Source organism: Collinsella aerofaciens (assembly GCF_040920445.1).
Taxonomy (GTDB): Bacteria; Actinomycetota; Coriobacteriia; order Coriobacteriales; family Coriobacteriaceae; genus Collinsella; species Collinsella aerofaciens_BH.
Map to the genome: position 1 here is coordinate 27,461 of NZ_JBCOTQ010000007.1, position 14,606 is coordinate 42,066.

The window sequence follows — 14,606 nt, forward strand, 5'->3', positions numbered from 1 at the left end:
TACTATGCTTGAGCGGCCAGTTCGGCCTTAGCTTTCTTCAACATGGCGTCGAGATCCTCGGAGGAATCCGAAGGAACCTTGCGGACCTCGAACTTGACGCCCTTGGCCTTGAGGGCCTCGAGAGTCTTGACGTCGTCATCGCCCATAGCGACGGCGTTGGTGACGACGACCTTGCCCTTGGAGTGAGCCATGGAACCGATGTTGACTTCCTTGATGTCGACGCCGGCCTCGATGGCCTTGAGCAGATCCTGCGGGTTCTCGAAGAGCAGCATGGCCTTGGTGTCACCAAAGCGCGTGTCCTTGACGACCTCGGCCATTTTCTTGATGGGCACGACGTTGGCATGGACTCCCGGAGGGGCAGCCTGCTCGATCATGGTCTTGCGGAGCTCGTCGTGAGCAACGCCGTCGGAAACCACGATGATGCGGTTGGGGTTGATCTGCTTGGTCCACGTGGTGGCCACCTGACCATGCAGCAGACGGGTGTCGATACGGACGTGGGCAATCTTGATGTGCCCGTCGCCGATGACCGTTCCCGGAGGGATGGCGCCTGCAGGAGCAGCGGCGGCCGTAGCCGGCTTCTTCTCCTCGGGCTCCAGAGACTCGGGCTTGACGCGCACGCCAGCCTTAGCCTCAGTCACGAGATGTTTTGCGATCGCATGTGCAGTGTTCTTTGCGTCAAAGCGCTGCGAATATGCCTCGATGAGCATAGGCAGGTTGACACCGGTGACGATAGCCCAGGAATCGTGGCCCTCGATGAGCCCGCTGATCTGGTTGAACGGCGTGCCGCCCCACAGATCAACGAGGAAGAGCACCTGCTCCTGGTCCTCGAAGGAAGCGACTGCTTCCTCGACCTTGGCACGGAAGTCGTCGGGGCCCATGCTCGGCTCGAGCGAGACCACGGCAACAGACGGCTGATCGCCAAAGACCATCGAGCCCGTCTGCTTGATTCCAGCAGCCAAGTCCCCGTGGCTAGCAAGAACAATACTTACCATCACATAACCTCCTTTTTGTCTACGTATTCCCTACACGACATTAAGGAAGTATACCTGTTTAGTTTGTGGAATTATCGCTAAATTTGCAAAAGGTTGCATTATTTGTTTAAACGTCTAGGTTTGTTACAAGTTGATTACGTTACTGGTTTTTCACTCATTACCCGCCAAGGCGCCGCTCATCAAGCCATGCATTTTACAGATACAAGCAGGCTGTTCATTAATATCGATTTTAGGCAAGCGCGAATGCGCTTGTACTGCCGCTATTTTGTTTAAACAGACATGGCTTGACTTTTTTCGTGACTTATGGTCTATGAAACCACTCAAAATAGTTGCGGTGGAATAGTTCTTGTTTAAGAGCCAGAAGGCTGAATTTAGGAACTATTTCACCGCAACTTATAGGGAATCCTAGGCGATGTGGAGGGGGTTGGCGGCGTCGACGGCGTCGGGGACGTCGGAAGGGCCGTCGGGGACAGCGTCTGCCGGGTCCTCGTCGGGGGTCTCGATCTGCTTGATCATGACCTCCTGGCCCTGCAGCAGGTATGTCTCGCCGCTACCGCAATGGGGACAGGTCTTGCCGTGCTCGACCGTCGCGTAGTCGCAGCCACACGCCTCGCAATGTGTCACGGCCTCGACGGACTCCACAACAAGCTCCGCGCCCTGCGCGATAGGCTTTTTATCTGCTGCCCAGCGCCAAGCGTCGAGCAGCAAGTCGGGAACGACGCCCGAGACCTCGCCCAACAGCAACGTTACGCTCGAAACGCGACGCACGCCATGAGCGCGCGCTACATTCTCGACATCGCGAATGATGTGGTAAACGATCCCCAATTCATGCACTTTTTCTTCCGCCGTTCCCGTTATGGCTACTTACTTGCGACCGAACTTAATCTTGATGGCGCGCTTGAGCGCGTACTTGCCCAGGCTTGGGAGCTTTTGCTCGTATTTGACCATCGTGGAGCACTCGGGGCGGTCGCGATCCAGATGGATGGCGTCGAACGCGCACTTGGTGGTGCACAGGCCGCAGCCGATGCACTTGTTGGGGTCGACGATCGAGGCACCGCAACCCAAGCAGCGGGCGGTCTCGGCGCGCACCTGCTCTTCGGTAAAGGTCTCGACGTACTCGCTAAACGGCGCGGCCTTCTCGCGCTCGCGGTCCACGTGGGCAACCTCGCAGTTCGCGTTGTCGTAGCTCTCGATCACGACATCGTCGCGGTCGAGCGCGGTGTAGCGGCGCTGGTTGCGGCCGATGGTGAGCGTGGAGCCCGGCTGCACAAAGCGATGGATGGACACGGCGGCCTCGTGGCCGGCGGCGATGGCATCGATGGCAAAGCTCGGACCGGTGTAGACGTCGCCTCCCACAAAGATGTCGGGCTCAGCGGTCTGATAGGTCTGGGGATCGGCAAGGGCGCCCTGGCCGCGGCCAAGCTCCACCTTGGAGCCAGCCAGCAGGTCGCCCCACACAATGGACTGGCCAATCGACATGACGACGCGGTCGGCATCGACACGGCGCAGATCGTTCTCGTCGTACTCGGGCGCAAAACGGCCCTCGTCGTCAAAGACACGCGTGCAGCGCTTGAAGGTGATACCGCACACACGGCCGGTCTCGTCCAGATGGACCTCCTTGGGGCCCCAGCCGCAGCTGATGTGCGCGCCGTCCTCGATGGCCTCGCGACGCTCCTCCTCGCTCGCGGGCATCTGGGCCTCGCTCTCCAGGCAAAACATCTCAACGTGCTCGGAGCCCAGGCGGCAGGCGTTGCGGGCCACGTCGATGGCCACGTTGCCGCCGCCCACCACGATGGTGCGGCCGGGCAACGCGTCGATCTTGCCACTGTTGACCTCGCGCAAGAAGTCGACGGCTACGGTCACGTCCTCGGCATCCTCGCCCGGAATACCGGCAAGGCGGCCACCCTGGCAGCCAATAGCCACGTAGAAGGCCTTAAAGCCCTGCTCGCGCAGCTCGTCGAGCGTCACATCGCGACCGACCTCCACGCCATAGCGGAACTCGGCGCCCATCAGGCGAATGATCTCGACCTCGGCCTCGATAACGTCCTTCTCCAGCTTAAAGCTGGGAATACCGTAGGTGAGCATGCCGCCCGGACGCTCGTTCTTCTCGAATACGACGGGCTTGTAGCCCTTCTCGGCCAGGTAGAAAGCGCAGGACAGGCCGGCCGGACCGGCACCGATGATGGCGATCTTCTGGTCGAAGCCGCCGGCACGCGTCGGGGTCACCACAGGTGGGACATAGCGGGTCGAGGCGTCCAGATCGCGCTGGGCGATGAACTTCTTGACCTCGTCGATGGCCACGGCGGCGTCCACACGGCCGCGGGTGCAGGCATCCTCACAGCGGCGGTTGCACACGCGGCCGCAGATAGCGGGCAGCGGGTTCTCGCGCTTGATGAGCGCCAGCGCCTCGTCATAGCGACCCTGAGCCGCGAGCTTCAAATAGCCCTGAACGGCGACATGCGCGGGGCAGGCCGTCTTGCAGGGAGCGGTGCCGGACTCATGCGTCTCGATGCGGTTGTCGTTGCGGTAGTTGGGCGACCACTTGGTGTAATCCCACTTGGTGGCATCGGGCAGCTCCTGGCGCGGATACTCGGGCACCTGTCCGCCGGCCTTTTTGCTGCAGAGCTTCTGGCCCAGCTTGGCGGCACCGGCCGGGCACACCTCAACGCAGCGACCGCAGGCCACGCACTTGTCCTTCTCGACCTTGGCGACATAGGCCGAGCGCGACAGGTTGGGCGTGTTGAACAGCTGCGAGGTGCGCAGGGCGTAGCACACGTTGACGTTGCAGTTGCAGATGGCGAAGATCTTGTTCTCGCCGTCGATGTTGGTGATCTGGTGCACAAAGCCGTTGTCCTCGGCCTGGCGCAAGATGTCGTAGACCTCCTCGCGCGTCACATAGTGGCCGCGGTCGGTCTCGACCACGTAGTCGGCCATATCGCCCACGGCGATGCACCAGTCGGCGGGGTCGTCGGCGCAGCCCTCGCCCATCACGCGACGGCTCGCGCGGCAGCTGCAGGTGCTGGCGGCATACTTACCCTCGTATTTGTCGAGCCAATGCTCGATATGCTCAATAGGCACCGACGTGCTCGCGGCATCGATGGCCTTCTCGACCGGAATGACGTGCATGCCGATACCGGCGCCTCCGGGCGGCACCATCGGCGTGGCCTTGGACAGCGGGCCCTTGGATGCCTGTTCAAAGAACTTAGCGTAGACCGGATGCTCCTCGAGCTGGCTCACGCGCATGTTGAGAAACTCGGCAGAACCCGGCACCAGCATGGGCAGCACCCACTGCTTGGCGCGCTCGGGGTTTTCCCAGTTGTACTCGAGCAGGCCCGTGTAGCTCATGTCGTCGAGCATCTTCTCGATATCGGCCTCGGGCATGCCGGTGAGCTTGACCATCTCGGGCAGCGTATAGGGACGGCGCATCTTCATCTTGCAGAGCACTTCGGCCTGCTCGTCAGTCGCGGCCTCGGCAAACGACCAGTACTCGTAGCCCAGCAGCTCATCGCGATGCAGCAGACGGTTGGTGCAGTGCTCGCACAGTTTGACGATGGCCTCGCGCGGATGCTCCGGTATCGGCGGCACGAACTCCGCGCCGATATCGGGCTCGGTATAGCTAATCCCCGGTCCGTTGAGAATCATGGTTGTCCCTTCTCTTGCCACAGCCCGGCGAGACCGCGGCACCCCTCATTTTTGCAGGCCGGACATGCCCCCATGCCGTTCACCCGCCATTGTTGACATTGTGTCAAAAATAGTATTGACGAACCGTCAACAATATTCAAGACTGTTAGGCGAACGGTCAGGCAAAAGAGGATGAAAGGCGGCAAACGCATGGGCAACAACACAGCAGATACCTCTGTGGTCAATGCCGTCCCCGCATCCGACAGCGCGGCAAAGCGCTTGACGGGTGACGAACGCCGTCGCGAGATCCTCGCCGCCGTGCGCACCGTAAGCTCCGAGCTGGGCGTGTCCCACCTATCGGTATCGGCCGTGACCAAGCGAGCCGGCTGCACGCGCTCGCTGTTCTACCACTACTTCGCCGACATGGACGCCGCCGTCACCGCCGTCATGGACGAGGCAATCGACGGTTTTATCTCCGAGCTCGAGCAGTGGAATGCCAACCGCACCGTCGGCGATATCGAGGGCGCACTCGACACCGTCGCCCCGCTCTTTAAGCGCCTGGTCGCCAGCGGCCACGAGCTGCCGAGTACGCTCACCTCAAGCAGCGGCGCGCTCTACGGCGGCTTTTTGCACAACGTGGTCCAGCGCGTGGCGCAGTACATCTGCGACACCACCGTGGTTGATTTTGTCGCCCATCACGAGCTGCGCATCGACCATGTCTACGAAACGTTCTACACCCTCATCATGGGTCTTTTGATGTATATCCGCACGCACCCCGATGTGCCCGACGAGACGGTCAAAGAAATCATCGCCTCGACGCTCCACATCGAGGGCTATACCGCCAAGTATCCGGAGCGCAAGCCCCAGAACTGACGACATTTGGCCAAACTGCCCGCGATCGGAAGAGGGGCCGCGGGCGTGTGAAAGGAGAGCAGCATGCTGTTCGATGTTTGGGGTAGCGATACCCTTATCCACTGGGCCGGCTGGGCCATGGTCTTTATTGGCCTGATCGTGCTCAACGAGGTCGGCCGCCGCACCAAGCTGGGCGCGGCCATCATCTTTGGCGTGGCTCCGCTGGCCATGACCATCTACTGCGTCGCCATCGCCATCGGCGTCTCGCAGGGCGCCGAGTGGGCGCTCACCAACCCCACCCATGTGTACCAGAACAGCTGGTTCCACTACGCGAAGGTGTACGCGGCGCTGGCCGGTTGCTGGGGCTTCATTGCCATTAAGTACCAGTGGGGCAAGATCGGCAAGGCGCATTGGTTCCGCGCGTGGCCGTTTGTGATCGTCGCCATCAACATCATGATCGCCGTCGTGTCCGACTTCGAGAGCGCCTATCACTTCTTTGTCCTGGGCCAGTCCACCTGGGTCACTTCCGAGGGTGCCACACAGCTTGCCGGCTGGAACAACGTGTTCAACGGCATCGCCGGTCTCATCAACATCTTCTGCATGACCGGTTGGTGGAGCGTCTACGCCTCCGAGGATCAGACCGACATGTTGTGGCCCGACATGACTTGGGTCTACATCATCGCCTACGATATCTGGAACTTCTGCTACACCTACAACTGCCTGCCCACCCACTCCTGGTTCTGCGGCTTTGCGCTGCTGCTGGCGCCCACCGTCGCCGCCTTTATCTGGAACAAGGGCGGCTGGATCCAGAACCGCGCCTTTACGCTGGCCATTTGGTGCATGTTTGCCCAGGTGTTCCCCTACTTCCAGGAGGAGTCCATCTTTGTGACGCACTCCACGCTCGACCCCGGCGCCGCTACCGCGGTCTCGATCGCCGCGCTGATCGCCAACGTCGCCGCAATCATCTACATCGCCTACCGTGCCAAGAAGCTCGGCCGCAACCCCTACAAGCAGGATGTCTTTGAGGGCACCAGCGATTGGGAGAAGGCCACCGCTCGTCGCGCCAAGGTCGATTACGCTCACGCCGAGTAACATGTTGGTCGCTGTTGGCGCCTGGGCATAGGCCCGCCCGCCAGGTTTTTCATCCAATGCCTCGCAGAGCCCCCGGAAAGCGTTTCGCTCGCTTTTCGGGGGCTTTTGTCGTTGCGTCTCTATTCATCTATTCAAAAACATGCGCATATATAAAATCGGATTTCAAATCATGAGGCGGCTCTATAGGGTCCTGTTTTTGGGTACAGTGTTGTCCCGATATTGAGCTTGGGGGATATATGAAAGATGAGACGACGGGCCAAGAGGACGCGGTCCAAGATGCAGAAGCGTGTGCCGAGGCCTTGGAAAGCCTAGACCGGATTTCGCTTGACGATGTTGCGTTTGACGATTCGAGCGTTGATGTGCAGGATGAGCCGGAAATCGAGGCACAGCCCGATGATCAGGATACAGGCGACGTTGAGCCTGCCGAGGATGAGGCAGATCACGAAGACACCGAAAGCGAGGCCGACGACCAGCCCGGATCCGACACGAGCGAGGAAACCATCTTGCTCGACAACTTGCCGGCCGAAGATTCGCTGACCCGCGAGCTCCCTGGCTTAGGCTCTGCGCCTGCCGTGGACGAGACCATCGCCATGGGCGATATTCCCCTACCGTCCGTTCCTTCGGCACGCGAAGCCGAGGTTCGTCACCGTAAGATGTCGCCCAAGCGCCGCAACCTGATGGTGGCAGGCGTCGTAGCCGTCGCGCTTGTCGCCGGCGGCGCAGGCTATGCCGCTTGGAATGGATACCGGCAAGAGCAGGCCGCCGTGGTTGCCGCAAACGCCCATACCATGATGTCGGTGCAAATTGGCGTACATGCCGCGGGGCTCGACTGCTCAACTGGCTCCAAGATTCCCGTGCAGGTGAGCGGTCAGGATTCCGACGGTTCTTCCGTGAGCGAAACGCTCTACGTTGACGAGCACGGTCGCGGCATTAAGCTGCTGCCCGGCGATTACACGTTCTCCATCGCCGCCTCCCCCATCGCGGCCGACGGCACCATCTACACCGTCCCGACCACCAAGGCCCAGGTTACGGTCAAGAATGACGGGCAGGATCTGCGCGCTCAAGCCACCTTTAAGCTTAAGGTGCCCTCAGCCGACACGGTGACCGACGACCAGATCGATGCCGCCGCCAAGTACGCCGAAGAAGGCGGCGCGAGCTCTGCCGCCGCGGCAAAGATACTCCAGCAGGCGGCAATTACGCGCCGCGATGCCGCCGCCAACGCCGTAAGCGCAAGCGAGGCTCAGTCCGCGCGCGATGCCGATGCTCGGCATAAGGCGACGGATCTGTATCAGCTCGATATCCCCGTCGAGTGGTACGGTAAGGTTGCTACCTGGCAAAACGGCAGCACGCTGTGTATCTATCTGGGCGATGACGCCAATACGCCAATCGTGACGCTTGTCGCCGTGCGCGACGGCGAGACCTTTACGCCCGACGCCGGCGATACAGTTTTGGGCACGGTCAGCCTAGGCAACGGCTACACCGTCTATGCTAGCGGTCCTGTCTATCCGTATGTAATCCCGCAAACCATCAACGGGCGCACGCAGAACCCCGTGTCGACCTACCCCATGGATACGGCGATTGAGCTTGTCGAGCTCACGACCGGCAACCGCTACACATACAGCCAGATCAAAAACGACCTGGTCGGTAAAGACGGCAAGGCAGACGCCGCGACCAAACTCGAGACCGACTACCTCGCCCAGATTCTGATGCCGAGCGTCAAGGCCCAAGACTAGCCTGGCGCAGCAAGGTGCTCCCCAACCGTGATGAAGGAGCCAGGAGGTCCTGACCCCACAGGTCCATAGATGATTAGGCAAGGAGCCACTTCCATGCGGGCATAACGTGTACCACACCGTGCTCGCATGGAATATCGGTCTGTTCATCCATGGTAACGATTGCCGACTCGCCAAGATCAAACTGGGCCATCGAGGCATCAAGCGCGGCAATTTCGCGCTCGCGCGTTTTCTCACTTGCCATATCCGCACTCACCTGAATCAGGCTATAAGCCCGCATGAGAAGCGCGTCCCCAGCCACAAAGTCCACCTCATGGCTTTTGCTCTTCTCTTTGATTAGCAGGCGGCAGACCGAGCCGGTCCTCACCGCGGGAGTCCTTCTTCTTAGCGCATTGAACACTGCGGTCTCGAGCCTCTGGCCCTGGTCCAATGCCGATGCGGGAGAGAATGCTCCAAACATCGCAGGGTCGACAGCGTAGACCTTAGACGCAGACCGCATGTTATTTGCCAGTGAACGCGTGAACTCCGGCACAGAAAATAACAGGTAGGCGTCCTCATAATACTCAAGTAAATCGCTGAGCGAATTACGACTGACGGGTATCTGTCTGCTCTTGAACTCGTTGTACACTTTGTTCACTGACAGCTCTCGTCCCGAAGATGCCATACACCGCGTCAAGAACAGCGATGCCAGGCGAGGGTTCTTGACGTCGTAACGTTCAACGACGTCCATGGCGACCGTTCGCGAAGCATATTCCTGTAGCAGCTGAATCGCGTCTGCAGGCGTCTGCTCAAGTGTCGCGATGAATCCCCCTTGTTCAAGATACCCGATCAGATGATGTCGAAGCAGCGCTGCATCGCTCGGGGAAAAGGTCGCATCTGGCTCGGGAACGCTCCCCGTCTTATATCGAACGTATTCCGAAAAACTCAACGGAAAAAGCTCTCGCACAAGGGAACGACCCCTGAACTCGCTCTTAAGTTCTGAGGACAGCATCTTAGAAGAAGATCCCGTCACATAGACGGTCGCTTTCTCCGTATCGACTACACGCCGCAGAAACGCACCCCATTCGGGGATTTCCTGGATCTCGTCAAAGAAAATGTAAGCGCCCTCGGTTCGAGCAACAGGATACAGCGCATAGAACGTGTCGAGCACGTCCGCCAGCAGCGATGGCTCATACGGGCGCAAGCGCTCATCCTCAAAATTAAAGTAAAGCATCCGGTCAAGCTCGACGCCCCGGCTCTGAAGCCGCCGCATCTCCTGATACAGGCGATACGTCTTTCCACAACGGCGGGCCCCCACAATCACATTTACGATGTTGTCGCGCTTTGGCTCCTGTGGGTTTCCTAGATCAAGGTCTCGCTCAAAGACCTGCGGAACCCCCTGCTGTTCAAAGTCCTTTATTTTCTGGGCGATCAAGTCGTTGAATGCCATGATTCTCCAATCTTGCTCTCTAGCTAATCAAAATTATAGCGATTCTTGATTAATTAGAGAGCAAGATTATGTCTGACTTGATTAACACTTAGGCAAGTTTTTTTCACTATTACTGCTCGAAGGATGCCGAGTGGCTGAGAGGACAACCAAGCTCGAATGCGACTCCCTGGACAGTCGATTTGGGACGGGACTTTTTTGACTACCCGTCCCAGAAAATCATCGCCAAATTAGCTACTTGATGCAACTAGCGCCAGGGGTCGGCTTCGAACAGCGGCTCGCGCTCGGGGCGGCGATCGCTGTAGGGATCGTAGCCGTCGTCGTCCTCGTTCTCGGCACGGATGTAGGGGTCGCGCGGCTTGGGTGCCGGCTTAGGCACAGGCTTGGGTGCGGCGAGTGCGGCATCGGTCGCCGGCGCACTTGTCTTGATCTCGTCTTTCATCTGCATAGCTCCTTGCATCGCATCCGTTCAACATTATCGATTGTCGCACGAAAAAGGGCGGCGGACCCAATTGGATCCGCCGCCCTTGGCGTTTAGAGACGGCTGGCAGATTTTAAGGCATGTCCCATAAATCTACTCGGCGTCGGGGACCTCGTAGGTGGCCGCCGGCGTATTGTCGCACACGACGGTAAAGCCGCCGTCCTTGTCGGCATCGACCGTCACCTGATCGCCCTCGCGCACCGTGCCGTCGATGATAGCGGCGGCGATGGCATCCACGACCTCGCGCTGAACCAGACGCTTGAGCGGACGGGCGCCAAAGACCGGGTCCAGGCCGCCCACGGCGAGCATCTGCTTGGCCGCCGGGGTGATGGCAAGCGTCATGCGCTCCTTGGCCAGACGCGCGCGAACGTCGGCAAGCTGGATGTCGACGATCTTCTCGATCTGCGCCATACCGAGCGGATGGAACACCACGATATCGTCGATACGGTTGAGGAACTCGGGGCGGAAGGTCTGAGCCATGGCAGCGTCGACCTGATGGCGCATCTCCTCCTCGTCCTTACCGGACAGATCGGCGATGGCCTTGGAGCCCACGTTGGACGTCATGATGATAATCGTGTTCTTGAAGGACACCTGGCGACCCTGGCCATCGGTCAGACGACCGTCATCAAGTACCTGCAGCAGCACGTTAAAGACATCCGGATGAGCCTTCTCCATCTCGTCGAGCAAGATCACAGAGTACGGACGACGGCGCACGGCCTCGGTGAGCTGACCGCCCTCGTCGTAGCCCACGTATCCCGGGGGCGCACCAATCAGACGCTGGACGCTGAACTTCTCCATATACTCGGACATGTCGATACGCACGAGCGCGCGCTCGTCATCGAACAGGCACTCGGCCAGCGCCTTGGCGAGCTCGGTCTTGCCCACGCCGGTGGGGCCCAGGAAGAAGAAGCTGCCGATGGGCTTGTCCGGATCGGAGAGACCCGCACGGCTGCGGCGCACGGCCGCGGCGACAGCGGAGACCGCCTCGTCCTGGCCGATGACGCGCTTATGCAGCTCGCCCTCCAGGCCCTTCAGCTTGTCGAGCTCGCCCTGCATCATCTTGGAGACGGGCACACCGGTCCAAGCGCTCACGACCTCGGCGATCTCATCGGAGGTCACCTGCTCGTTCAGGCCCTCGCCGTCCTGCTGCTTTTGCGCCTCGAGCGCGGCCTCGGAATCCTGAATCTGCTGCTGCAAGCCCGGGATCACGGAGTAGCGCAGCTCGGACGCACGGCCCAGGTCGCCATTGCGCGTCGCGCGCTCCTCTTCGCTCTTGGCCTCGTCGAGCTGGCCCTTGAGCTCCTGCACGTGGTCGATGGCGTTCTTCTGGTTGAGCCAGCCGGCCTTTTGCACGTTGAGCTTTTCTTGGACCTCGGCAATCTCTTGGCGCAGGGCCTCCAGACGCTCCTTGGAGGCGTCGTCGGTCTCCTTCATGAGCGCCTGCTCCTCGATTTGCAGCTGGGTGAGCTGACGCGTGGTGGCGTCGATCTCGACCGGCATGCTGTCGAGCTCCATGCGCAGGCGGCTTGCGGCCTCATCGACCAGGTCGATGGCCTTGTCGGGCAGGAAGCGGTCGGCGATATAGCGATCGGAGAGGTCGGCGGCAGCCACGAGCGCGCCATCGGTGATATGCACGCCGTGGAAGATCTCGTACTTCTCCTTGAGGCCACGCAGGATCGAGATGGTGTCCTCGACGGTAGGCTCGCTCACCATAACGGTCTGGAAACGACGGGCGAGCGCCGCGTCCTTCTCGATGTACTTGCGATACTCGTCGAGCGTGGTCGCGCCGATCGCGTGCAAGTCGCCACGGGCAAGCGCCGGCTTGAGGATGTTGCCGGCGTCCATGGAGCCCTCGGTGGCACCAGCGCCCACGATGGTGTGGAGCTCATCGATGAACAGGATGACCTTGCCTTCGGACTTCTGTACCTCCTTGAGCACAGCCTTCAAGCGGTCCTCGAACTCACCACGGTACTTGGCGCCGGCGACCAACGCGCTCATGTCGAGTTCGATGAGGTCGCGGTCGCGCAGGGTGCTCGGCACGTCGCCGGCCACGATACGTTGGGCGATGCCCTCGACGATGGCCGTCTTGCCGACGCCCGGCTCGCCGATGAGCACGGGGTTGTTCTTGGTGCGACGGGACAGGACCTGGATGGTACGGCGAATCTCGTCGGTACGGCCGATGACCGGGTCGAGCTTACCGGCGCGGGCAAGGTCGCAGATATTGCGGCCGTACTGCTCCAGCGCCTCAAACTGTGTCTTGTCCTCGGCGGACGTCACGCGGTCATCGCCGCGCAGCTCCTCGTAGACCTGCTCGATGCGCTCCTTGGTGACGCCGGCGTCGCGCAGTACACGACCGGCCTCGCCCTTGTCCTCGGCAAGCGCCATCAGCAAATGCTCGGTCACCACAAAGCTGTCGCCCATCTTGGTGGCCTTCTTCTCGGCCTTCTCGATAACGCGGACGAGCTCGTTGGAAAGACCCATCTGCTGACCCTCGCCGGAAACCTTGGGCGCGTGGTCAATGGCATCCTGCGTGGAGCGTGCAAGCTGAGCCGGGTCGGCACCGATGCGCTCGATGATCACGGAGATATTGCGCTCGCCGGCACCGAGCAGGGCGGACAGCAGGTGAATCGGCTCCACCGCGCCGGCCTGCGCGTCGGCAGCCGTGCTCATGGCGGTCTGCAACGCCTCGCGCGACGTCATTGCTAGCTTATCGATTCTCATGGAATCACCTCTCTTGGGGCGGCCGCCCTACGGGGCGGCTTCACGTTGTTCGAGAAGTATTGTTGCCAGCTTTGCGCGATCTTATACACAAATCTAAGTCTCTATATATAAGATTTTCTGAGTGATTGAGAGATAGGGGCAGGCACGCTCACCCACTGCGGCCTCGTCCCCTTACTATCTCAATCTGTAACATCTAGCGACTGTTTATGGCTCCAGATGTTACAAATCAAGACGAAATGACCAACGGCGCCCGTTTGTCTCAATCTGTAACATCTACTCGGCAAATTAGGGTCTAACTGTTACAGATCGAGACAAACCAAGAACCACCACAAAGATGCCCGTCCCCTTTGTGGTGGTCCAGAGAAGAATCAGCCCCGATTAAAAGAGGCGACATCAAGCCCAGTCTACGTTTGGCGATCCCAAGATCCAACGAGAGCACAGCGACAAAATCGAGAGCCACCGATAGCCCGTTCGCGCAGATATAGATGGCGATTCAAGACAAGGGTGCCGGCTTAAACGGCTTGGTTATCGTACGCCACAATACTCTCGTCATCGTCCCTGTCGTTTTTATAGTGCTTATAGTAAAAATAGCGGGTTTAGTGAGAATAGTATTGCGCAAAACTCGTGAACTCAATTTTGACCCCTCGCCCAGAATGAGGGGAGGCAAATATTCCTATTAGAGGTCAAATCGAAGCCCAATAGGGCCTTTTCGCCCCGTCATTTCGACCGATCGCTTTCTTTTGAATATTGTCGTAAGCTGGTATCACTTATCTTAATGAATGCATACTGTTTGCGAGGTACCCGCCGTGAAACGCTCCACCTATATCGGCCTGCTCGTCTTAGCGTTTGCGATTACCGCAGTCGGCGTAGGAATTATCTATCTCGCATTTCTCCCTGCCTCGGCAACGCAGGCGGCGGTTGAAACCGTAAGCTACCCCATCGAAATCCTCACCGATATCGTCAAACCCGATTCGATCACCGTCGATTTCGACGGTACGCCCGCAGCGCTTGGGGTCAGTAACTATCCCCGAATCGAACTTGGAGCCACGCGCTATACCCAAGATGAGCAGCTTATCGGCAAGGCAACCAGTTTACTCAAAGGCAAGACGTTTAAGCGGTGGTACGGCGCCGCAACATATCGAGCCAAGAACGGCCAAATGGTTGGCGGGTATCATTCGACCCTTGAGCTCGATGCGGCAAACGGGAGCAAATTGTGCAACGTCTCATACGACCCCGGCTGCGTGGACAATGAAGGACCGGGGGTCTATATCTCGGATGGCGACGTAATCTACGTCATGGAGGGCGACCAGACGGCAGTCGTCGATTTTATGGATCGGTGTACCGAGGATGCCTACGAACAAACTTGCGAGCCCGATCCACAGACAGCGCGCGACAGTGGCTCAGCACGCACTTGGCTATTTGACGATGAAATAACCTGGGCCCCATCGAAATAAGGACCCGCCAGGCAGGCACCTTTGTGGTGGTTTCGGTTCCGATGTTCCACTGTCTCGATCTGTAACATCTAGCGGCCCTTTTCGATCCTAGATGTTACAGATTGAGATGAAATGATCGGCGGCGATCGTTTGTCTCAATCTGTAACAGCCGCTCGTCAAATAGGGGCCCAGATGTTACAGGTCGAGACAAACGGAACCACCGCAAAGGCGCCTACCCCTTCGTGGTGGTTTTCGACA

General features: G+C 59.5%; 10 protein-coding genes. 4 read left to right on the plus strand and 6 right to left on the minus strand.

The genetic code is table 11. The features are described 5' to 3' along the window. Positions 1 to 2 precede the first annotated feature (2 nt). From AB5405_RS01940 to AB5405_RS01950, 3 genes are all read right to left on the minus strand, one after another. Positions 3 to 992, minus strand: coding sequence for a PTS sugar transporter subunit IIB (locus AB5405_RS01940; protein WP_349074889.1), 990 nt, complete (start codon positions 990 to 992; stop codon positions 3 to 5). Between the two features lie 405 nt (positions 993 to 1,397). After that, on the minus strand, positions 1,398 to 1,826 hold the full coding sequence (locus AB5405_RS01945; protein WP_368137412.1) for a hydrogenase maturation nickel metallochaperone HypA: 429 nt from the start codon (positions 1,824 to 1,826) through the stop codon (positions 1,398 to 1,400). 30 nt (positions 1,827 to 1,856) lie between these two features. Further along, positions 1,857 to 4,634, minus strand: a complete 2,778-nt coding sequence (locus AB5405_RS01950; protein WP_368137413.1) for an FAD-dependent oxidoreductase — start codon at positions 4,632 to 4,634, stop codon at positions 1,857 to 1,859. Between the two features lie 189 nt (positions 4,635 to 4,823). On the opposite strand from AB5405_RS01950, the gene AB5405_RS01955 reads away from it, so the two are divergent. From AB5405_RS01955 to AB5405_RS01965, 3 genes are all read left to right on the plus strand, one after another. Next, positions 4,824 to 5,486, plus strand: coding sequence for a TetR/AcrR family transcriptional regulator (locus AB5405_RS01955; RefSeq protein WP_368137415.1), 663 nt, complete (start codon positions 4,824 to 4,826; stop codon positions 5,484 to 5,486). Between the two features lie 63 nt (positions 5,487 to 5,549). Beyond that, entirely contained in the window at positions 5,550 to 6,557 is a 1,008-nt protein-coding gene (locus AB5405_RS01960) for a DUF5692 family protein (protein WP_368137416.1), read from the plus strand. Positions 6,558 to 6,793: 236 nt separating this feature from the next. Beyond that, positions 6,794 to 8,290 (plus strand): hypothetical protein, encoded by a 1,497-nt coding sequence (locus AB5405_RS01965; protein ID WP_368137417.1) that lies wholly within the window; start codon positions 6,794 to 6,796, stop codon positions 8,288 to 8,290. 73 nt (positions 8,291 to 8,363) lie between these two features. On the opposite strand, the gene AB5405_RS01970 is transcribed toward AB5405_RS01965, so the two are convergent. The 3 genes from AB5405_RS01970 to clpB all read right to left on the minus strand — a co-directional run bounded on the left by AB5405_RS01970 (position 8,364) and on the right by clpB (position 12,915). Then, positions 8,364 to 9,716 carry an ATP-binding protein gene (locus AB5405_RS01970; protein ID WP_006235203.1) on the minus strand — a complete coding sequence of 451 codons (1,353 nt, stop codon included), beginning with the start codon at positions 9,714 to 9,716 and terminating at the stop codon, positions 8,364 to 8,366. 244 nt (positions 9,717 to 9,960) lie between these two features. After that, complete coding sequence (locus AB5405_RS01975; protein ID WP_368137419.1) at positions 9,961 to 10,155, minus strand: hypothetical protein; 195 nt, start codon at positions 10,153 to 10,155, stop codon at positions 9,961 to 9,963. A 132-nt stretch (positions 10,156 to 10,287) separates the two neighbouring features. Further along, positions 10,288 to 12,915: an ATP-dependent chaperone ClpB gene (gene clpB, locus AB5405_RS01980; protein ID WP_368137421.1), complete on the minus strand. Its 2,628-nt coding sequence runs from the start codon at positions 12,913 to 12,915 to the stop codon at positions 10,288 to 10,290. An 806-nt stretch (positions 12,916 to 13,721) separates the two neighbouring features. On the opposite strand from clpB, the gene AB5405_RS01985 reads away from it, so the two are divergent. Then, positions 13,722 to 14,369, plus strand: a complete 648-nt coding sequence (locus AB5405_RS01985) for a hypothetical protein (RefSeq protein ID WP_138340855.1) — start codon at positions 13,722 to 13,724, stop codon at positions 14,367 to 14,369. Positions 14,370 to 14,606: the final 237 nt, after the last annotated feature.